At 32.8% G+C, this 23,340-nt stretch carries 18 protein-coding genes; 4 read left to right on the top strand and 14 right to left on the bottom strand.

Going from position 1 to position 23,340, the window contains the following annotated elements; genetic code table 11:
- Positions 1-90 precede the first annotated feature (90 nt).
- Positions 91-5,532 carry a right-handed parallel beta-helix repeat-containing protein gene (locus QZN45_RS01510; RefSeq protein ID WP_296810650.1) on the bottom strand — a complete coding sequence of 1,814 codons (5,442 nt, stop codon included), beginning with the start codon at positions 5,530-5,532 and terminating at the stop codon, positions 91-93.
- A gap of 279 nt (positions 5,533-5,811) precedes the next feature.
- Between QZN45_RS01510 and QZN45_RS01505 the strand changes: the two genes are divergently transcribed.
- From QZN45_RS01505 to QZN45_RS01495, 3 genes are all read left to right on the top strand, one after another.
- Positions 5,812-9,384 (top strand): C1 family peptidase, encoded by a 3,573-nt coding sequence (locus tag QZN45_RS01505; protein WP_296810647.1) that lies wholly within the window; start codon positions 5,812-5,814, stop codon positions 9,382-9,384.
- A gap of 107 nt (positions 9,385-9,491) precedes the next feature.
- Positions 9,492-10,925: a DUF6056 family protein gene (locus QZN45_RS01500; protein WP_296810645.1), complete on the top strand. Its 1,434-nt coding sequence runs from the start codon at positions 9,492-9,494 to the stop codon at positions 10,923-10,925.
- Positions 10,926-11,059: 134 nt separating this feature from the next.
- Positions 11,060-11,275: a hypothetical protein gene (locus QZN45_RS01495; protein ID WP_292881485.1), complete on the top strand. Its 216-nt coding sequence runs from the start codon at positions 11,060-11,062 to the stop codon at positions 11,273-11,275.
- Positions 11,276-11,456: 181 nt separating this feature from the next.
- On the opposite strand, the gene QZN45_RS01490 is transcribed toward QZN45_RS01495, so the two are convergent.
- Entirely contained in the window at positions 11,457-12,911 is a 1,455-nt protein-coding gene (locus QZN45_RS01490; RefSeq protein ID WP_292881483.1) for a sodium-dependent transporter, read from the bottom strand.
- 75 nt (positions 12,912-12,986) lie between these two features.
- On the opposite strand from QZN45_RS01490, the gene QZN45_RS01485 reads away from it, so the two are divergent.
- Complete coding sequence (locus QZN45_RS01485) at positions 12,987-13,364, top strand: hypothetical protein (protein ID WP_292605768.1); 378 nt, start codon at positions 12,987-12,989, stop codon at positions 13,362-13,364.
- Positions 13,365-13,379: 15 nt separating this feature from the next.
- Here QZN45_RS01485 and QZN45_RS01480 read toward each other — a convergent pair whose 3' ends face one another.
- From QZN45_RS01480 to QZN45_RS01425, 12 genes are all read right to left on the bottom strand, one after another.
- A complete protein-coding gene (locus QZN45_RS01480) occupies positions 13,380-14,960 on the bottom strand; it encodes a hypothetical protein (RefSeq protein WP_296810640.1) in 1,581 nt (526 codons plus the stop codon).
- Between the two features lie 38 nt (positions 14,961-14,998).
- The gene (locus QZN45_RS01475; protein ID WP_296810638.1) at positions 14,999-16,915 is read right to left on the bottom strand and encodes a putative glycoside hydrolase; all 1,917 of its coding nucleotides are present in this window, start codon (positions 16,913-16,915) and stop codon (positions 14,999-15,001) included.
- A 341-nt stretch (positions 16,916-17,256) separates the two neighbouring features.
- Entirely contained in the window at positions 17,257-18,345 is a 1,089-nt protein-coding gene (locus QZN45_RS01470; protein WP_296810636.1) for a CapA family protein, read from the bottom strand.
- Position 18,346: 1 nt separating this feature from the next.
- The gene (gene ftsY / locus QZN45_RS01465; RefSeq protein WP_394346747.1) at positions 18,347-19,900 is read right to left on the bottom strand and encodes a signal recognition particle-docking protein FtsY; all 1,554 of its coding nucleotides are present in this window, start codon (positions 19,898-19,900) and stop codon (positions 18,347-18,349) included.
- A 130-nt stretch (positions 19,901-20,030) separates the two neighbouring features.
- The gene (locus tag QZN45_RS01460; protein WP_296810633.1) at positions 20,031-20,417 is read right to left on the bottom strand and encodes a hypothetical protein; all 387 of its coding nucleotides are present in this window, start codon (positions 20,415-20,417) and stop codon (positions 20,031-20,033) included.
- Positions 20,418-20,524: 107 nt separating this feature from the next.
- Positions 20,525-20,959 (bottom strand): prefoldin subunit alpha, encoded by a 435-nt coding sequence (gene pfdA, locus QZN45_RS01455; RefSeq protein ID WP_292605758.1) that lies wholly within the window; start codon positions 20,957-20,959, stop codon positions 20,525-20,527.
- A 19-nt stretch (positions 20,960-20,978) separates the two neighbouring features.
- Entirely contained in the window at positions 20,979-21,203 is a 225-nt protein-coding gene (gene rpl18a / locus QZN45_RS01450; RefSeq protein ID WP_292605756.1) for a 50S ribosomal protein L18Ae, read from the bottom strand.
- A 24-nt stretch (positions 21,204-21,227) separates the two neighbouring features.
- Complete coding sequence (locus tag QZN45_RS01445) at positions 21,228-21,899, bottom strand: translation initiation factor IF-6 (protein WP_292605755.1); 672 nt, start codon at positions 21,897-21,899, stop codon at positions 21,228-21,230.
- A gap of 45 nt (positions 21,900-21,944) precedes the next feature.
- The gene (locus QZN45_RS01440; protein WP_292605753.1) at positions 21,945-22,190 is read right to left on the bottom strand and encodes a 50S ribosomal protein L31e; all 246 of its coding nucleotides are present in this window, start codon (positions 22,188-22,190) and stop codon (positions 21,945-21,947) included.
- A 12-nt stretch (positions 22,191-22,202) separates the two neighbouring features.
- A complete protein-coding gene (locus QZN45_RS01435; RefSeq protein WP_004032463.1) occupies positions 22,203-22,358 on the bottom strand; it encodes a 50S ribosomal protein L39e in 156 nt (51 codons plus the stop codon).
- A gap of 20 nt (positions 22,359-22,378) precedes the next feature.
- Positions 22,379-22,963, bottom strand: a complete 585-nt coding sequence (locus tag QZN45_RS01430) for a hypothetical protein (RefSeq protein ID WP_292605751.1) — start codon at positions 22,961-22,963, stop codon at positions 22,379-22,381.
- A gap of 5 nt (positions 22,964-22,968) precedes the next feature.
- Entirely contained in the window at positions 22,969-23,334 is a 366-nt protein-coding gene (locus QZN45_RS01425) for a DNA-binding protein (RefSeq protein ID WP_292605749.1), read from the bottom strand.
- Between the last annotated feature and the right edge of the window lie 6 nt (positions 23,335-23,340).

Here is a 23,340-nt window from a genome sequence, read left to right as displayed (position 1 = left end):
TGTATTTAAAAGTTGTCAAAAAAACAAGTACACTTGATAAAAATAGAAATTTTAAAAAAAAATAATGAAAATAAGGTTTAGGTTAAAACCCTATTTTCTAACTTTAACAGTTCCTTTTACAGTATCTTTTAAGTAAGTAACTTTAACAGTGTATTTTTTACCTACTTTTAATTTTTTAATAACATTTTTCTTAACGGTAACTTTAGCAAGACCTTTTTTATTGGTTTTTGCCTTATATGTTTTACCTTTAAATTTGAATGTTATTTTTTTGTTTTTAATAGCAACTTTTCCTTTTTTAAGGGTTGCTTTTAAAATTAATTTTTTAGCAGATTTTTTAACTTTAACTGTTTTGGTAGTTTTTAAGACTTGTTTAACTTTTAAAGTGTTTTTAACAGTTTGATCTTTGTATTTAGCTGTTATTGTATATTTACCCGGTGTAATTGTATTAGGTATTTTAAGAATAGCTTTTCCTTTAGCATTGGTTTTTACTTTGTAAGTTTTCTTACCTATTTTTACAACCACAATTTGGTTTTTGCCAACAAGTTTACCGTCATCACCATATACATTAACGGAATATTTTGTTCCATCGAAGTAGTACATGTTAATGTTCTTATTACCAGTCAATCTGTTAATGATTGTAACATTGTAAACAGCGGTTTCGTTAGTGACCGGATTATAAGCAGTAACAGTGTAGGTACCAGCTTTAGATCCGATTTCTGCTTTAGTCAATTTAGCAATACCATTTGCATCAGTGGTTTTGGTAATGTTTTTACCGTTTACACTCATGACAACAGAAGCATTAGCTAATGGATTACCTTCAGAATCAATGAATTTAACTTCAAATCCATTATTAGCAACTTTAGCTTCAGTTTCATTTTCTTCAGGAACAGTTGACTTAATAGTTATGCTTGCACTAGCGTTAGTACTATTGAGTGCTATTTCTGCAGTGTATTTACCCACAGCCATATCTAAATCCAATGTTGCAATACCACTAGCATTTGTAGTTGCATCATATTCTTTACCATCAATAGTTATTAAGAGTTTTTCACCAGCCAAAACATTTCCATCACTATCTTTTACAGTAATTACTAACTTTTGAGATCCTTTGAAGTATTTTTCAACATCTGGAGCATTGATTTCAATACCGAGAACTTTAATATCTAAGTTAGTTACTTTAGAGAAGTAAACATCATCATTTATTAAAGCAACACTAGCAGAATAATTTCCAATAGCTAAATCAGAAATGATTGCAATAGCTTTGGTTCCGTTGACAGCAGCTACATATTTTTTACCATCAATAGTGACAGTAACGTTACCAGTTATATTTTCAGGAACTGCAATTTCTACAGTTACGTTTTGACCAACATATACAGGTTCAGCACTTGGAGTGATTTCTGCATATATTCTTGTTAGCTCAACAGTCTGATTATCAACACTAGCAGTAATTTTGTATCCTTTACCTTCTTGAGCAACAACAGGAACAGTTACTTTATCGGTTATTTCTCCATCTGTGACATTTACAGTAGCGTTTTCACCAGAGATTGTGAATTGTCTAGCAAATGCAGAAGCATCATAATCAGTTACATTTTCACCGTCAGATACTTTGAATGATAAGATAACATCTTTTTGTAATTCACCAGCATCATCCACATCCAATGCAATTACCAACCATGTGTCAGGACTTACTTCATCACTGCCCACTTTGTATGCAGGCTTATCGTTGCTGCCCCACCAGTTGTTGTTCAATACCACATTGGAAGTATCCTTTTTGGTTACCATGGTGGTACCGTCAGCGAAGTAGGAATTTACCACAGTCATGTTGTAGTCATATGAAGTTCCCTCGGAGACATAGGTTACGTTTTCTATGTAACATGAATCAATGAGGTTGCTACCTTTGGAAGCGGAAATGATGTCTTTCAAGTTTAGGATTTTGGTGTTTACAACTTCCAATCCATATGGCACGAATACTCCAATACTTCCAGAACCTCCGAAAGCAACATTGCTGATGTATTGTGCTTTGTAATTTATATCATTACCATCGATTGTAGAGTTGACCACTTTTACATTACCTGTTGAACCGATAGAGATTGCAAATCCAGGATTGTTTGCCCAGGTTTGACCTGCTCCGATTAATTCATCACAGGTTTTACCAGATCTTGAAATGGTGGTGTTAACCATGGTAATATTACCTTTTCCACCAATTACCATCGCATTACCTGTCCAACCGTTTACACGCATGGAATCTTGTATGAAAGAGTCATATAAGAACATTTCACCATCGTTGTAGATGGTTGAGTAGTATTTAGCATGGTTTGCAATAAATTCAGAAGAATATACTGTTAAAGTACCCATGTTTTTGATTGCAGCACCATTGTTGGAGTCCCCATTGTTGAAGAACAAGGAATCTTTTACAGACATTGTTCCTTCGTTGAATATTGCTCCACCTTCAGTACCATGACATCTGATGAATTCCATATTTTCAATGGAGATAACAGCGCCGTTTTCAATGGAGATTGCAGGATGTTGGTTGTATTTTTTAGCATCGACATAGTTCATTGTTACGTTAGCTACAGTCATATTGGCCACTTTAACAATACCATTACCAGTTGCGATGTTCAAGAACCAATCCAAGTCCCTGCCATCAATAAGTGTTTTATTTCTACCATCACCGACAATTGTAATATCTAATGAACTGGCAACAGTTAAATTGGTGTTTCCTTCACCTGAGTAAGTTCCTTCTAAAACACGAACAACGATAACAGCAGATTGTTTGTATCCATTGATTAAAGCTGTTTGGATTGTTTTATAAGGAGCATCAATACTACCAGTACCTTTTACATCGTCACCCTTAGCATCGGAAACATATAATGTCACATTATCTTTTAATGGGTCTAAAACAACAGTTATAGTACCGTTTACATATTTAGTATCTTTAGCTTCATTGCTGTAATTACCGGATAATGCAAATGTTCCGTTGTTTTTAAATCCTAAGAAGTCTAATTTTGCAACACCGTTTTCAACAGCACCTTCACCCATACGGGAACCGTCCATGTAGAAGGTAACTATTCCTCCACTGATGACAGCACCTGATTCATGGGTTACTTCAGCTGAAACTTCATCCTCTAATGTTTTGGTAGTTAAATCGTTTAATTTTACGGTCATGCCGTTTAAGTTACAGTGTAAATTGTTTGCATTGGAAGAAGGAGTTATATAAATATCAGTACCGTCAGTTGCATTGTTGTTTTTGAATGATACACCACTTAAGGTCAAATCATACAAGTAGACATATGAGGAATGAGTAGGCATTACAATTGCCCCACCGTTAGCGCCTGCAATGTTGTTTTCAAATATTGTATTAATGACTTCTCCACCGTATAAAGCTACAGCTCCACCATTTTTACCTGCAGTGTTGTTGATGAATTTAGCATTTTCAATATGACATGTTGCATTTTCACCATTTGGATAGAATGAAGCTGCACCATAATTATCGTCAGCATGGTTGTTGATAAATGTATCATTAATGGAGATTATTTGATTAGCAGTCACATATAAAGCACCGGAGTCCCTAGTAGCCTTGTTGGAATCATATAAGTTGTTTAGGCTTTTGAAGTTACCGCTGACATATGCAACACCAGAACCGGAATATCCAGTACAAGTCATGTTTATGAATTTGGAGTTTTCAATAATAATCCAGTCCTTATCATTTACAGTTGCAAGCCAGAGGTTACCAGTACCTGAAGAAACAATGTTTTCAAAGACTGAATCATAAATTTCAGGATTATACATCATTAATTGTTGAGAATTGGTCCAGGTCACATTTCTAAATACGATATGGGAAGGACTGTTTTGTGCATAGAATCTTTGTACGTTATCCACAATACAGTTTTCCATAGTCAAGTAACGTACATCAAAAGATCTGTAAGATGTGCCAGTTGCATTTACCAATTTCAAGTTTTTCATGTACACATCAGTGTTAACGCCTAAAGTTACGAAACGACCATTATTATTAGCACTGATTATTGTTTTTCCATAGTTTTCACCAATAATGGCTATTTTAGCTACATTACTGTAAGATAATCCATAATCACCAGTTTCATTGTATAAACCATCTTTCATACGAATTGTAATATCTACGGAATCTGTCAATGCAGTATCCAATGCATGTTTGAGAGTTTTGAACGGATTGCTTTCACTACCAGTACCTTTTTCATCATCTCCAGTAGCGGAAACCCAATATTCGACAGGGTTGTGATCGAAATCAACAGTAACAGTACCATTAGTAACATCACATTCTAATGGATTTTCATCACCATAACTACCGGTTAAGCCGTATTTTCCATTATCCAAATATTTGGATACATCTAAAGCAGCAACACCTTTGTTTGCAGTGGTTTCACCAATTTTAGTACCGTTTAAGAAAAATGTAACTTTGTAATATGATGATACTGGGTTGTTTTGGTCATCGGTTATGTTACAGGTTAATTTGAAGGAAGTTCCATCAACCAACAAGTCATTGAAAGCCAATTTTGCATTGAAGTTCATTAAAGCGTAAATTGGAACTTCATTAGTTGAAGTGAAGTTTTCAAAGGTATTCCCTTCAAGATATACTCCATTACCTGCAATGTATAATATTGCACCATCACTGGACCCATCATAGGAACAGTCTTTAAATGTGTTTCCAATAATTTTACCATTATTACTTCTTGCATACAGTGCACTGCCTTTTCCAGTACCGCTGGTTGAAATGAATCTGTTATTTTCAACCAAAACATAATTCGGGTTTTCAATAAAGACACATGAAGAGTCGGCCCAATTGTATGAAGTTGTACCGTTGATGAAAGTGGAATTAACTATTTCAACTTCAAATTTTTTAGAATCTGAATATTCACTGAAATAAACTGCAGAGTTACCTGAATCAGCGGTATTTCCTTTGAATACTGAATTATATATTCTTAAATTATTTGAATCATCCTGGTAAACTGTAGCATATGTGATAGCAGAGTTATTTTCAAAGGTACATCCGTCAATAGTCAAATCACCGGAATTTGAAATGGCTGAACCTAACTTACCTTTACCGTTAATGAAAGTAATGTTCATTAATGTTACAATTGAATCAGCACTTATGGATTTGAAGATTTGAGATGTTCCATTTGCATCTATTACAGTTTTACTACCCTGACCAATAATGGTCAAACTACCATTATAGTTTTTATGAGCAAGTTTAATGCTCAAGTCAGTGTTATTTTCACCTACAAAATTTCCGTTGCCCAAATAGATAACTGCATTATCAGATGCGTTAACGCTTGATATTGCCTTATTTATTGAAGCATACGGGCTATTTTCACTACCTGATCCTGCATCATCACCGTCAGTTTCGACATAGACAGCCTTATCATTATTTACAGGAGTGGTAGAATCGTCATTTAAAATAAAATTATCACTAGAATCTAACTGAAGTGAATCATTAGCCTCTTGTGCGCTTACAGCACCAAGAGATAAAATAGCCAATAAAACAACTGTTAGAAAAATCATTTTACTAAATTTCAATATATTACCTCAACATAATTGATAACAGCATTCAAATATACTTGAATACATGATAACTATTTTTAACATAAAGCATATTTAAATTTTATTAAAATATGATTGTAAAAATGGAATATAATTATTACCACTACAAAAACCAAAACATAGCAATACAGAAAAATAAGCAAACAATTCAACAAAATATTGAATATTTGAAGAAAACAATTATAATTTTTATATAATAATATACAAAAGTTATAATCATAAAATAGGGAGAAGATTAAATTGAAAATCATAAAATCAAGCATAATCTTTCTATTTTTATTGATAATGACTGCAGGAATCGTCTGCGCTGAAGATGCAAATCAGACAGTGCAGGATACATTGGAACTGACTGACACACAGGATGTCCTTTCCAATGCTTCCGAAAAATCATATGACGATTTATCCAATGAAATAAAGGAATCAGGCGATTCAATAACTTTAGAAAGTGATTACAAATTTAAAGAAACTGACAAAATAAAACATATTGAATTTAAAAAAGATTATACAATAAATGGAAACAATCACGTGATTGATGCCGACGGCAAAACAGTCATGTTTAAAGTGTCAAAAGGCACATTAACTTTGAAAAATCTTATTTTAAAAAATACCAAGGATACTGCAATTGAATTGACAGGTGCCACACTGATTACTGAAAACGTGACATTCATGAACACAAATGCCTCAGATTACGGAGGCGCAGTATACTGTAGTGGTAAAAGTTCCTATTACAGTACCAACGACAAATTTATAGATAACTCAGCACCAGAATCCGGATCTGCAATATTTGGAAAGGATTCTAACATTATTATAGAAAACTCAACATTTACAAATAAAAATCCAATAAAATGGAGTTTGATTTATGGAAGCAATTGTAACATAGATATTTCAAACAGTGTTTTTGCAAACACAACCTCAAGATATGCAACCGCAATATACAACACATTCAAAACAACAATCAAAAAATCAAAATTCATTAATTTGGCCGCCACTGCAACTGCAGGAGCTGTTGCAGTCAAAGGTGGAGAACCAAACAAATATGCCTATTTAACTATCGATAACTGTGAATTTATAAATGTCAGCGCTGCCAAAAATGCTGGGGCAGTCTTTGTAGATATTTACGGTGATGGAGGACTTGCCAAAGGAGGATTAGTTGAAATCCTAAACACATTGTTTGATAAAAACTCAGCAGAGTTTGGAGGGGCAATACTCAATTTAGGAGGATCACTCGACATATTCAACACCACATTCACAAATAATGTCGCAAAAGAAAATGGAGGAGCAGTGTATACTTCAAATGCAACCGTGAACATAAACAACTCCACATTTACAAACAACAAAGCAAATGAAAATGACGGATATGGTGGTGCAATACTCCTAGACTATGAAACCGCAACCATTGGAGAATGTACTTTCACAAACAATGTTGCAAGCAAAGGTGGAGCGATTTACAGCTACACCACATTATACAAAATCATGAATTCTCAGTTTAAAAACAACAGCAAAGATGACATATACACTAGAATCGATGATGAAGGTTCCAATATAACAAACTGCGGAGAATACACAGGCACAATAAATAACAGAGACTACAACTATACCATCAGATACAACGGGGAAAGAATCATATTGAATCCTCAGCCTATCAAAGGTTCTGCAAAAGATAAATACTTCAATTTAAATGATTTAGGATTGGTAACCCCTGTTAAGGACCAAGGTTCAATGGGTTCATGCTGGGCATTCGGAGCAGCAGGCGCATTTGAATCATCATTCCTAATTGCAACCGGAAAGGAAATAGACATTTCCGAAAACAATATTCAAAACTTCGGATTGCGTTATTCCCCATATGGAATGATGACAGATGTTGAAGAGGGAGATTTATACATGTCCACATCATACTTTGTAAGCTGGTTTGGAGCAGTCAATACATCCGATGACACATACGACGAACTTGGGAAAATTTCCTCAATATCATATAATCCTGGTGATGCATACCGTACAGTAAACGCAGTCTACATAAACATACAGAATAAGAATGCCATTAAGCAATATCTGACTAAATACGGTGCAATGAACCTGTTCGTATATGGTGCAAGTTCAAATGACCCATCATACAGTCCAAAGTACAAATCTATATACAACTCCAAATACAATGGAAACCACTACGTCACATTAGTCGGATGGGACGATAACTTCTCAAAAAACAAATTTTCAACTAAAGCTCCAGGCAACGGAGCATGGATTTGTAAAAACAGTTGGGGAACTGAATGGGGAGATGGAGGATACTTCTACATTTCATACTACGACAAGTCATTGAAAGCACCTGCAGGAGGATTTACATTCGATAATGTTGAACTCTATGAAAAACTCTACCAGAATGAAGTGAACGGAGCTAACAAATACTATTACGATAGCGATACCTACGGACAGTTATTTACAAGTCAAAACGGAGACATAATTGCTGCTGTTGGAACATATTTTGAAAAAGCCAAAAGCCCATATACCATTAAAATATTCCTAAATAACCGTCCGGTTTATACCCAAAGTGGAAAATCAACCCACGCAGGATATGAAACAATCAAATTGAACAAATACATTGCAGTAGACCCGAATTCCACCTTTGAAATCAGAATTCAATCCACTTCAATGCCATATGTTGAAAACATGAGAACACCTACTATAAATGGTACAAATTATATGATTGAAAACGGCAAAATTATCGATCTTGGAGCTAAAAACGTAATTGCTCCCGTTAAAGCATACACTTACCACAGCAAGAATATTACCAAAGACGTTGTGAAATATTTAGATAATAATGAAACCATATTTACAGTTTACAACGTTTTTGAAGCAGACACAATACAAGCCAGTTTCAATAATAAAAATTACACAATACAAATAACCAATGGAACCGGTAACGTATCACTGGGAGTTTTAGCAACCGGCGATTACCTTGTAACCATAACATACCTGAATCAAACATTCTCAAGTGCCGTAATAGTAAAAACAACCCTTTTCACCAATGATGAAAAAAGCATGACCATAGCATACAACGCAAAATCACCTACATTCGGAGTACAGTTCCTTGACTCCAATGGAAAACCTCTAAATAATACTAACGTGACCTTCAAATTTGACAATAAATCATATACCCAGGAAACAGATGCAAAAGGTATATATGAATACCCTATCAATCCAAAAAGCAAAATCGGAAAACACTACATTGACTATGTAAATCCAGTAACCGGTGAAAAATTAAGGGTAACCATAAATATAGTATCCAGATTCGTTGGAAATAAAAATGTAAACATGTACTACTATGACGGACACACATACAAGGTACGTGTAAGAGATGACAACGGACAATTTGTGGGCAAAAACCAAATCGTAACCATTAAAATCGGCAAAAAAACATATAAGGTAAAAACCAATAAAAATGGATATGCAACCTTGAAAATACCTTCCAAAATCACTCCTGGCAAATATACCATAAAAGCTACCTACAAAGGTCAAACTGTTAAAAACAAATTAACAGTAAAACAGGTATTAAAAACCAAAAAGACTGTAACTGTTAAAAAATCAGCTAAAAAACTTGTATTGAGTGCTACCCTTAAGAAAGGAAAAACCGCAATTAAAAGTAAAATTGTGAAATTCAAGGTTAATGGTAAAACCTACAAAGGAAAAACCAACAAAAAGGGAATTGCTAAAGTAACCATCAAAAAAGCGGCTATCAATAAATTGAAAGTCAAAAAATACACCATCAAAGTAAGTTACTTATATGATGCCGTAAAATCAACACTTAAAGTTAGACGTTAGAGATTAACTTCTCTAACACTTTTTTTATTTTTAAACAGACTTGTTTTCCAAATTAATTGAAATATTCTACGATAATTTATATAGTTTAAAAACAAAAATATGAACATATGAATTATAACATTAAAAAATATTCACCATTTATCCTTTTTGCAGTATTGATGCTGATTTTGCATTTAATTATGGGATTCAATGGAGACGACATCAAATATGCAAAAGTCCTGTCTAATCAAACTTTAGTTGACTATCTCCATTATAGATATTATAACTGGTCTAGCAGACTAATTATTGACGGTATTTTAGTAATTTTAGCTCGTCTAGACATGATAGTCTGGAAACTATTGGATGTTATAATTTATACTGTTGGAGTCTACTATATTATCAAATTAGTAAACAAAAACTATTCAAAAAAGATTGCTTATCTTGGAGTTCTGCTGTTTTTGATGTATCCATTTTATGAAATGGCAAGTGCCGGTTGGATTTCAACAACCCTCAACTATTCATGGTGTTTTGCATTTGGAATGATATCATTCATACCGCTGATTTATGAAGCCCATGGTGAAAAGGTAAATAAATACATATACATCATTTCATTTTTAGCACTGTTATATGCTGCAAATCAGGAGCAGAGCGGAGCATTGGTATTTGGATTTAACCTATTATACTTGCTGAACTCCGTAATTAACAAAAAAAGCATCAACAAATTTAATTTGATGGCTACAGCAGTAGCTCTTATTTCACTAATTTTTATATTAACAGCACCTGGAAACAGCATACGATTTGCACACGAGGCTGCTTTCTGGTATCCTGAATTTGTCAATTTCACAATTATTGAAAAGTCATATTTAGGTCTTGTTACAACATTTGGAACATTAATAGAACAGAAGATAATATTCCCACTGTTTTATATTATTTTGAGTGTTTATGCAATCATCAAATCAAATAATAAATATTTGAAATACTTTTGCTACTTCAATATTTTCATAATATTGTTCATAACAATTTTCAATGCTTTCATTGACATTTCCATTTTAGACAGTTCCGTGAAATCTCTTGGAAGCTTTTCAAATGTCATTAAAAGTTCACCATTAATCGTGATTCCGAAAATGTTTAAACAGATCGTTGGTGCAACTCCTTACCTTACAGAGACACTGAAGTTATTCACCTATGAAGGCGTTCCAGCACTTAACATGAATTCAATTAGTGTCGTGATAATTAGCCTTTATCTTTTAATCAGCAGTTGCATAATGCTTGTTAAAGCTTTCCCAAAAAATCTCTTCCCGGTGTTCATATTCATTGGAGGATTCATTTCAAGATTTATTGTTGGATTTTCCCCTGTTGTATTTCCTTCAGGTGCAAGAGTTACAATATTCCTTTATTTTGCATTGATTGCCCTAATATTAATGATTGTTAAAAAATTATATGATGAAAATGCAATTCCAACAAAATGGCAGTCCATTTTAGAAAAAACATTCCTGATACTTGGAATATTAAATTATTTGATTGTTTTTGCAATTTCATTCATCAAATATGGAATTTTTTAATTGCACAGTTGCAACCAACATCAACAATAGAAAAATTATTTTACATCAATTAAAAAAATATAACATTAACAATCAGAATATGCTGAAATGCAGATTCTAGTTAAAGTTACTAATTTCAATTTGGAGGGTAAAATATGGCTAACGATGCATTGGTGAATGCAGTTCTCTCATTTATAATACCTGGACTTGGTCAGGCAATTAACGGAGACAAGCAAAAGGGAATTGCAATGTTTATAGTATTGATATTTTTAAACATTTTCATTTATTTTTTCATTAACAATCCGTTTGGACATTTCATAAGCATAATTTATTCCGCATATGCAGCTTATGATGCCTACAAAACATATTGATTGGAATAACGCCACACACAAACCATCACAAATAATTAAATTAATGAATAATTATTTTATGAGTGAGTACTCTAACTACAATAATAATTAATTATAATTTTAATTAAAACAAATCGAAATGAAAAAAAGAACAATTTTAAGTTACTGATATATATTAAAAAATAAAAGTGAATAAAATTAATTATTCACCGGCAGGTTTAACTTTAGTAAGTAGGAATGAAAATACTAAAACCATAACAATAATAATCAAGTCAATCATTATTTCAAATGGTTTGGCAGAACTGAATAATGTAACAATACCTATTGCCCACATCACCATTAAAACGATTGGAAGCAAGTATTTAATTATAAACATCCATGTTTTACCTACTGAAAAAGTGGAAAATTCATTTAATGCTGGTAAAAAGTGTTCAACACCATAGAACCAAGCAAATATAATACATTGTACTCCAATTAACAGCAATATTCCAAATTCATTTACAAATGAATCAATAATTCCTACCAAATAGCTACTGATACCTGTAGTTAAGATTAATGAAAATGCACAACCGATAACTGCCAAAATAGTTGCGGCTTTTTTACGAGACCACCCTAATTTATCTGCAGTTGAATTCAACATCGGCTCGAAAAATCCTAATGCTGATGTAACTCCTGCAAATAAAATCGCCAAGAACAGCAATGGAGCTAAAATACGTCCAATAGGACCCATAATATTAAAAATCATTGGGAAAACAATGAAAATTAAACCAGTACCCTCAGTAATTAATTGAACCATAGGAGTTCCCGAAGTAAATGACATGTAACCTAAAATTGAAAATACACCAAATGCAGTAAATATTTCAAAAGCAGAGTTGGATGCAACAACAATCAATACATTATCAATCAATTTGGAGTTTTCAGGTAAATAACTAGCATATGTAAGAGCAATAGCCTGACCCATACTTAATGAAAATATGATTTGAGCAAAAGCGGCCAGCCAAATATTAACATCCATAAGTTTGCTCCAATCAGGAGTGAGCAGAGTATTAACACCAATTCCTGCACCAGGCAAAGTCAAAGCATAAATGACTATTATCCCCATTATAACAAACAAAGCTGGAATGAGAATTTTAGAAACCTTACCTATTCCTTTATCAACATTTCTATGAGCGATGAACCATAAAACAACCCATAATAGCAATACTCCGACTGTTGTAGGAATCAATAAGAAGCCAACATTGGACAGATTTGAACTTCCACCGACATTTTGAGTAAAGTAAGCCGCTGCATCAGTTCCCCAACTAAAAGTGAAACTGCTTAAAAGATATACCAAATCCCAACTTAAAATAACCATATAATAAATTGTAACTATAAACACAAAAAGAACCAGTATCCAAGCAATAATCTCAAATTTAGGATTGATTTTCTTCATAATCTTTGAAAACGATTCCTTGAAACTGAAACCCACACCATATTCTAATATTAAAAATGGAATACCCATAATAGCAATTGCAATAAAGTATGGAATGAAAAATGATCCTCCACCATTAGAATAAAGAACATAACTGAAACGCCAGATGTTTCCAAGACCTACTGCCGCACCAATCATTGCAAAAATAAATGCTATTGATGAATCCCACTGATTTCGTTCCGACATGATAAATTCCTCTAACATGTAAATTTCTATAAGTAATATATAATAAATATTACAGATTTAATTGTAGTGAATAACATGAATGTATTTGATAAATTTATAATGGGAGATACTGCAGGAATCAATTGGTGTTTTGAAAACAGGCACTTCCAGGAAAGATTGGATGACAATGGAATTGAAAGGAGCTATGTCATAGACTGTTTAATGAATGAAGAACCAATCAGCTGGGAACATGTGGAAAAAAACATTTATGCTGCTGTTTATAATGCCCCAAGTTCAAAAAATTACAAAGAAATTAGAATACTAATGGCATGCAGCGACAATTCAATAGACCTGGTAACCATCATGCGAAACAATGAAACTACAACCAACCGACAACGAAAACAATACCAGTCAGATAAAAAGAAAAATATAGAAAAAAAGAGATTAAAAGCTATATCAAAAAGAAAATGGTAAAGAAAACAAAGTTTTCTATACATTTTTAAAATTAAGATACTTTGTCAAACCAATTCTGAATATTACAACGCCGTCAGCACCACCGGCCATAGCAGTCCTTGCATCTTTCATCAATGCGGCATATGACAAACTAACCGGATTATTTTCAGACTTATATGATTCAATACCTGTCCAAATTTTAGCACCATTTGACTGTTTGACAAATGTTTTGGTTACGGATTTAATCCAATTAGTGTTTTTACCATAAGCACTTTTATAGACCATTGGAAGTAGAGCGTCAGCATATTTGCTCAATTGTGGAATATCTTGACCATAATAATAAAGCATCATGTCCGGTTCAGGCATTACAGCAACAGAAACAATTGCATTAGGTTTAATGCTGTGAACAGCATAACTTATCTTTTTAACTATATATGTAATGGATTGAACAGCGTTAATGTGTTTATGAGCAGTACCACCATATCTCATATAGTCAAGATGAACCCCTGCTACACCACTAATCTTAGCATAGTATTTTGCCTCATTTATTTTTTGATTAATGAAAGCGTGTTTATATGATCCATCATCACGGACAGGACTTACCCAATCACCACCATTATAGCACACCAACATCCATATATGAACTTTCATTCCATAGCTGTTGGCTCTTTTAATCCATGAAACAACATAAGATTTCCCATATGAAGAAATGGCATCACTAAGTAAAAAGATATGTTTAGTACCCCTGTTTGCAAGATTCTTTAAATCTAAGGATGCCATATGTTTTGGCCATAACCAGTACCCATTTCCTTTTGCCATCTTTGCCCTCACTTTAATTTTTACATTTTTTGAGCTTGAAAGATAAGGCTGCTTTTTAGAAAATGAACATTTGATCTTATAATTGCCTTTTTTAAGACTTAAAAAAACTTTAGCATAACCATTCTTAGTAGTTTTAACTTTATATGTCTTTCCAGCAACTTTAATTGTAACCATTTGCCCTTTTATAGCTTTAGAATTTATATCCACCAATTTAACATAGAATAGTGATGTTAATCCTTGACGGAAATTAAGATACTTATCAGCTATTAATTTGGTTTTCATAGGTTTATAAACATATATTTTACTGCTTCCTTTTGAAGAAGTTACATTCTCATCTCCAGCATATGTAAATTTAACCTTATAGGTGCCTTTTGAAAGCTTAATATTTAAAATAGCTTGACCATCATCATTGGTTTTGCGTGTATAATTCTTACCATCAACATCAATAAGAATATTTTTTCCAGATGCCGGTTTACCATCAATTGTCAATTTAACAACAAATTTAGTGGCGAATGATTCATATCCACTTACCTTTGATGCAGAAACTGAAGATTTTGATTTTACAGTTTGAGATGAATTATCACCCACCAATTGATTGTCGGCCATTTGAGTAATTTGACTGGAATCTTCTTTGCTTAAAACCTGATTATCACTAGAAGCATCCTCCAAAACACTTATATCATTAACTTCGACTTCAGACACATCAACAACATCAGTAGCATTTTCAGATGCGGAAACTGAAGAAATAGCTAAAATAAGTGTCAAAAGAAATAACGGAATTAGAAATTTTTTTTGCATTTTACCACCTGAAAAATAAAAATAAAAAATGGAATTTGTTATATCAAATCAAAATCAATTAATTTAGATATTTCCCATCTGAATGAAATAACACCTGTTGCACCGCCATTTGCAGCTGCCTTATAATCTTTTAAAAGTTCTGAAGAAGATAAACTAGTTACATCATCATCAGACCTATATGATTGAATACCAGTCCAAATTTGAGCACCATTACTCATTTTTACAAATTTAGCAGTGGTTGATTCAATCCAAGATGTTCCGGAAGCATAATTTCCCTTATAAATCATTGGAATTACAACATCCAGATATTTGGATAATGTTGGAATATCCTGACCATAATAATATTTATTTGAATCTGTTTCAGGCATTACAGCAGCGGAAACAATGAGTTTTGAATTAATTTTATGAATCTCATTACAAAGACTTTTTGTAAAGTAATTAATGGCTTCCACACCATTAGCATGTTTATATGCAGTTCCAGGGAATCTTAAATAATCCATATGAACCCCTGCAACACCTTTAAGATTAGCATATTCCTTAGCTTCATTGATTTTAGAATTGAAGAAGGAATATTTATAACTACCATCACCATTTGTAGCAGAAATCCATTTTCCACCAGTATAGAATATCTGCATCCATATGTGAACAGAGATTCCTTTTTTCTTTGCATCAGCTATGAAAGTCTCTACAGCACTTTTGCCGTGTTTTTCAAGAGCAGCAAAATTCAAAAAGATGTGTTTGGTTGAAGTTTTAGCCAATTTATCCAAATTGACATTTTTCATATTATACCCGAAAAGCCAATATCCATTATTCACACATTTACCTAAAGTTTTAATGTTTAATGTTGCTGAACCACTAGACTTTTCATAAAGAGAAGTTTTTGCAAATGTATAACTAATTTTATAAGAACCTTGACTTAATTTGATGTTCAAACTTGCGATACCATTGGAATTAATATTCCTAGTGTATTTCTTTTTGTTAATTGAAAATGTTACATTACCCACAACAGGATTTCCTCTTGCATCAACAACTTTAACTTTGAAAGGTGCTGTGGTTTTGTGATAATATTTTACTGAATTTGCTCTGGAAATCTTGGTAGTCATTTTTTTAACTGTTATTTTTGATTTAGCTGAAGTTGAATCAATATTTTTCTCACCAGTAAAAGTGTATTTAATTGGATAAGATCCCTTGGCAAGTTTAATTTCCAAACTAGCCTTACCTTTGGAATTAGTTGTCCTATAATAATTTTTTCCATTAATATTAAATCTAATTTTTTTATTTTTTAATTTTATTCCATCAGCACTTAGTGTAACAGTAAACGGATTAGAAAAACCTTTGTATGCAACATAATTAGATGCTTTGAATGTAGATTGAGTTTTAGTAAGCACCAAAATATTACTTGAACCTGAAGCGGAAGTATATCCATCACCCTTGAAGGAATATTTTACATCATAATAGTTTTTAGCAAGATTTATTCTTAAACTTGCAATACCTTTAGCATCAGTATTCCTCTTGTATGTCTTTCCATCGACCACAATTGAAACCTTCTTTTTTGTTATTCCAGTTCCATTTTCATCTGAAAGTTTTACCTGAAAATAGTTTCCTTTAATTATAGTCGGTGAGGATACAACTTTCAAGGAAGCTTTTTTATCTTCAACTACCTTAGCAGATGGGGAACCATTGCCAATAACCTCCTGAGAGTTATCCTCTTTAACAACTGAATTTTCATTTAAATCTTTTTCTAATTCAACTTTCTCATTTAAATTAATATTTGAAGATAATAATTCAGAATTACCATTTGTTTTTTCAATTACTGAAACATTACCATCTTCACTTGCACTTACACATCCAATAAAAAGGAAAATCAATAATGCAAATGCAATAAACAATGATTTACGTTTTATCGAAATTTTTTCACCGTCCAATGTATTTTTAAAAAAAATATCTTGTAACATAAAATATATTAATCATACATATATAAATGTTTTTAAAACTTTAAATTTAAAAAAACGAATGAAAATAAATTAAATTGATAAAAAAAGATATAACATATGTATAAATAGAAAATAAAAGAATAATATTCTTTAAATACTATGCAATAAGCTCAAACAATATGAATTAATTTTAGAAAAATAATGATAGAACCATGAATAAAATATAAATATATTGGCTTATTGCAGTAAAAATAATAAGATTTATACTGATTATAAATAAAATAAGATAAATTAAAAGCAAAAATAAAAAAATCAATAAAATAAAAGAAATAAAAAAGAAAATAAAGAATTTAAATCAAATTCTATTTTTCTTCAGTTAAATTAAATTCCAATGTACCTACACCATTGTCAACCTTAAACTCATTGCACTTAGGAGTAAGGCCATTTAAAAGAGAATTGCCAGAATCCTTATCCATAAAGTGTGGCAGATAACCTGAAATGTATACTGGATATACTGTACACTTACCCGTGTTATTTACCAAATCTATTTTAAGAATATATGCATTTTCCACACCATTGCCTGACATGTCAAATACACAGTTTCCTAAACTGTAGAATATAGGTTTTCCCTTATACATATCCACACCTTGAGTAACGTGAGGATGTGAGCCTATAACAACATCTGCCCCATAATCAATCAATTCATGAGCGATTTTGACTTGATCCTCATTAGGAGATGTTGAATATTCGTTTCCAAAGTGTAAATAAGCAACAACAAAGTCTGATCCATTACCTCGAGCATCAGAAATTTGTTTTTGAGCTACTTGAGAATTATATGCAGAGTATCCTGGCGCTGAACCATTAGCATAAGGCATTGTCTGATAATCATATTCGGCGAAGTTATTTGAATCCATATAGTTGAATATGGTAATGTTCCTTCCGCCAATCTCTTCAACAGCAGGAGCATGAGCCTGATTTTCATCACTACCCGCACCGATTGGAGTAATTCCAACATCCTTAACTGTTTTGATAGTATCATTCATTCCACCAATGCCATAATCACAAACGTGATTATTTGCAAGAGCAGCTATAGTATTGTTGTTTCCCTTAGCAAGCACCACATCACTCGGATTGCATTTAAGTGGAATGTCTCCCTTAACTGCATTTTCAGATGTGGTTGCGGCATTTTCCAAGTTTATGAGCAACAAATCAACATTTGAAGTTACATTGCTTATTCCAGCAAGTGGAAGTGAATCAGAGCCTATTGCACCTGCAACATTACGTCCTAGCATAATGTCTCCAGTTACCGCCATAGATACATCTTCCTTAGATTCATGTGCCTTCAATGATTCCGCCAAAGGATTATTATGTTCAAAACCGAATAGGTTGAATCCAATAGCAAATAATATCAGAACTATAAGCGCAACGAATAATATTTTTCGAGAATCCATTTTATTCCTCTAAGACTTCTGCCTCTTCACTTTCGCTAAATAATTGGTCTAGCATCCATTCAGCATCATATTCCTTAATATCATCGTATCCTTGACCTACGCCTAAAAACATTATAGGTTTCTGTATTACATAACCGATTGAAAGTGATGCTCCACCCTTACTGTCTGCATCCGCTTTTGTTAAAATAACTCCATCAATGTCAATTGCATCATTAAATTTGATTGCCTGTTCTGTTGCATCATTACCTGTTAATGCATCACCTACAAAGATAACCAAATCAGGATTAGCAACTCTTTTAATCTTTTTCATTTCATCCATAAGGTTAACATTAGTTTGCATTCTACCGGCAGTATCAATTAAAACTAATTCTTTTCCTTGTGCTTTTGCATGTTCAACTGCATCAAATGCTACAGCTGCTGGATCTGAACCTTTTTTGTGTTTAATGATTTTAACACCTACATTATCAGCATGATAAGTAACTTGTTCAATAGCTCCTGCTCTAAATGTATCTGAAGCCGCAATTACTGGAGTGTAACCCTTTTTAAGATAATAATTAGCCAATTTACCGATTGTTGTAGTTTTACCAGTACCATTAATTCCAACAAACATCACTACAAGAGGTTCCCCTTGAGCTTTTTTCTCTTCAATCATCTCTGTCATTGATTTTCCAGGAATGTCGATTATATCAGATACAGCATTTCTCAAAGCAATGAAAGTGTATTCAGTAATGTCATTGCTTCTTTTTATTTTTTTACCGACCAAATCGTTTTTAACACTGTCAACCACTTCTGTTGCAACTTCCATAGCTACATCACCCTGCAAGAGCTCCATTTCAAGCTCCCATAAAATATCTTCAACGTGTTTTTCAGAAATAGTTTTTTCGCGGACAAATGAGAATAAACCTCCAGTAGCTTCACCATCTGCAGAAATGTCTTCCTTATCAGACTTATCTTTAGACCTGCTCCAGAAATGAGACTTTTTCTCTTCAGAAGAATCATCTTTTTCTTTGTCTTCGGAATCTTCATCATCAGACTTATCTTTAGACCTGCTCCAGAAATGGGACTTTTTCTCCTCTTTAACCTCTTCTTCAGGTTCATCAACATCCTCTTCATCGTCAGACTCATCCTTAGACCTGCTCCAGAAGCGAGATTTCTTCTCCTCTTTAACCTCTTCTTCAGGTTCATCAACTTCCCCTACATCAGGTTCATCTTCTGTATCATCTGCATCTTTGTCGGATTCATCAACATCCTCTTCATCGTCAGACTCATCCTTAGAGCTGCTCCAGAAGCGAGATTTTTTCTCTTCCTTAACGCCATCATCAGATTCTTTTGTCTCTTCAGTTGATTCAGCTTCAGTTTCTTCAGTAGTTTCAGGAATTAAATTGGATTCATCCTCTTCTTCTTTCTTTTCTTCTTTTTTACGACCAAATGAGAAAAATGAAAATCTTTTACCAGATTCCTCTTGAAGATTATCTTCTTTTTCAGCTTCTTCTATAAGCTCTTCTTCTAATTTTTCACTTGTACGTGAAAATTTCTTTTTTAATGATTCAAACAAAAATAACCCAACCTTAAAAGTTAGTTAAAAATTTAATTATGTGTATTTATATTTTTTATATTATATAAATTATGAAAAAATTAGTTAAAAAAATAAAAAAGAGAAGATTTTTAAAAAAAATCTTTAAAAATTATTTCCTACGTCTTAATGAAGCAACACCAATACCTACCGCTGCAAATAATAATACCACTAATGGATTACCTGTTGCATGATTATCTGAAACGGTAGTGGCATTTTTAGTGGCATCTTCAGTGCCATTATCTGATTGTGTAGGTTCACTAGATATTGCATAAGATATATCGACAGTAGAATTATCAGGTTCTGGCGGCAAAGTACCGTTAACAACTCCAATGTCATCCACTTCAGTACCGTTGTCTTCTGGATCATCGTCAACATCAGTTTCATTATCAAGAAGGCCATCATCAGTCCCATTAGTATCTTCTGCAAAAACCAGACATCCACTAAGTAAAACCATTAAAATTGCTAAACCAACAATTAATGTTCTATTAAATTTCAAGAGTTAACCTCCACTAAAAATATATTACATCATTAATATAAAAGTGTTTTGAAAAAAAGTATAGTAAAATTTAAAAAAAATAGAAAAAGAAAAAATTGTAAAAGTATTTAACCCATTTGAGTCATATTGCCTTGAGCAGCAGCAGCTAATTGTTCTGCTTGAGCTTGAAGATTTCCAACAATGTCAGTGACTTGCTGTAAGTTAGCTAACATCTTATCTAAACTGTCTTTTAAATCTTCTTTTTGTCCAGCAATGATTTCACGAGCGCCGTCTGCATCTTTTTTAACAGCAATACCTGAACCAATACTTACAATAATTTCATCAGTACTTTTAAGTTCCCCTTTAATGAAAGAACCAGCACCTACAGGAACGAAAGCTTCAATAGAATCTTTTCCTTCAATGTCATCTAAAGTGTTGGATAATGCATCGACTTCAGCAATGGAAGCTTGAATTAATTCAATTTGTTGTTGAATTAAGTCTGCTTGTTGTCTGTATGCATTAATTTCATTAAGAAGATTATTTAATCTTTGCTGATCTTCCATGATTACACCTTAAATGTATTTATAAAATTTCTTTTACGATTGGGTCTAAAACATCTTCAGGAGCAATTTCTTCGATTTCTTTAATAGAAATTTGGTTCCTGTTAATACCATGTTTACTTCCGAAACGTTGATAAATTTTTTGTTCTACATCATCTTCACAAGTAGCTTTGTATTCTTTGGTAAACTTATGATATTCATCGCCCATTACAAAAGTACCTTTAACTCTGTAAATTTTTGTTATCATATTAAATCCCTCATGATATATTAATTAAAAATCATCTAAAAAGCCTAATGCCTCTTCAACTCTAGCCATTTCAGGACCAGTACTGTCTTTAGCAACAATAGCACCATTTGAATTGGAAATGATGCATGCACCAACTAATGGAATACCTTTTCCAACAGTACCTATGTCTCCTTCTACACCAAATACTTCTTGAGCAAAATTGATTTCACTATTCATAGCCTGATTACTCATTAAAAATCCTTTATTAGTTACGCTAACTAAAGAACCAATAATATCACTTCCAACGATAGAAGAAGATTTTACATCAACATCTAAAGTTTCTTCAATTACTTGAATAGCGTCTGGTTCTAAAAACGGACTTGCAATAGCACCTTTGTCATTTGCTGCAATAATATTACCAACTGCAGTGTATTGACCTGGAAGGGTATCTACATTCAAACCAAGCTTTTTAAATTGTTCAATTTCTCTATCTAACACATGTGGGGAAACAACGATACCATTAGAATTAGCTACAGCTAAAGATCCAATGAGACTGCTACCAGATATAGAAGCTTTAACAACATCGACGTCTAATGTTTCCTTAATAATTTCCGCTTTTTCATCTAAAAGAGAATAAGGAACAATAGCTACATCATCGGTTGCAATGATAAATACTCCTACATTCGGATTTCCTACAATATCAACTCTATTTAACATATTGTCACCTCACATTACTCAATAGCATGGTAAAAGGTACTATAGCTATTCTGCTAAAGTAGCTGTTACAATACCATCATCATCTTTAACCGCTTTTACAGTAATTTTAGAAGGTATTTTTTGAATACCTCTTTCCCAAATAGCATGATTGATAGATTCATCAATTTTAACATCTTCAGCTTTCATGTGTTTAGTTAAAAAGTTTTTAACTTCTCTAATAGCTCTAGGAGCTCTGATAGTCCTTTTAACATTTTTCACATTTCTAAGTGGAATTGTGTAAACTCTTTCCATAATAACCCCTCATTATAATTTAAGACTGTTTCTTCTCCAATGTCTAGGTTTTGGTCTGTATCTAAGTTTACGGTTAGTTTTAGCATAAGCCCAGATTGGAATTCTCCTATTTTGTTTGTTTGCTTTTGCCATCCTTAATTTTTTAGCTAATGGTTTATTTCTACTCATTTTATCACCTGTAATAATAATTATTTTTTATATCCAATAACACGAGTTTGATAATGTTCAGGGAATATGTCCAATGAATTTCCTCCTTTCTCATCAATCAAAGTTCTTATTTCAACCTCATAATCTGAGCTGTTATCCTTATTTGACTTTTCATGGGAAATTTCAAACAAATTGGATGTTATTAATTTCACAGATTTGTGACCGAAACTGTCCAAATTTATATATTGAACGTTTTTTCTGTCTTCAAGACTTTTTATTTGATTGATATTGAGTTTTGGAGTCCTGTCATCACGTCTTGTCCCATCAGCAATAATATCATATTCTTCAGCAACATTCTCTACAACATTTTCATGAATGAATTTAATCCCATCATTCGGAAATCCGTCATTCATAATCATATCACAGGTCTTATCCAACAGACCAATGTCCAAATCAATAACTCTGTGATTAAAGCCTAAAGATTTTGCTGATTTAGATGCTGGAATATATGATTTATAAACACCAAAATTAGCAGTGCACAATTCTACATCAAGACCTAATCTCTTAAGCATCACGGCCATGAAAGATGAATCTTTGCCACCACTATATAATACACCAGCTTTCATTGATATTATTTCCTTGTAATTTTAATTTCTCTTTTCTGACCAGATATTTGTCTTAATAAGACTTTTAACTGCTCATCTGTAACTTTACCTCTTAAACTTCCAGCTTGAGCTGATTGAATTAATTGAAGTTCAATTTGTTCAACAAGTTCGGGTTTTGTTAATCTGAGATTGCCTAATCTAGTACGAGCTTCAGGAGTCAAAATTTGACTCAAAATTTGTTTTTTCTGAGCTTCGAACTGTTGCCTTTGTGCTTCTTGCTGTTGTGCCTGTGCAGCAGCTTGTTGTTGCTGCATTTGTTGATTCTGCATAGCAGCTTGTTGAGCTTGTAATTCAGCCATTCTTTTTTGACGAATTTCATCTAAATCGCTCATATCAAA

Source organism: uncultured Methanobrevibacter sp. (assembly GCF_900314695.1).
GTDB lineage: Archaea > Methanobacteriota > Methanobacteria > Methanobacteriales > Methanobacteriaceae > Methanocatella.
The sequence above is the reverse complement of the archived record's forward strand: the minus strand, read 5'-3'. Positions and strand labels throughout refer to the sequence as shown.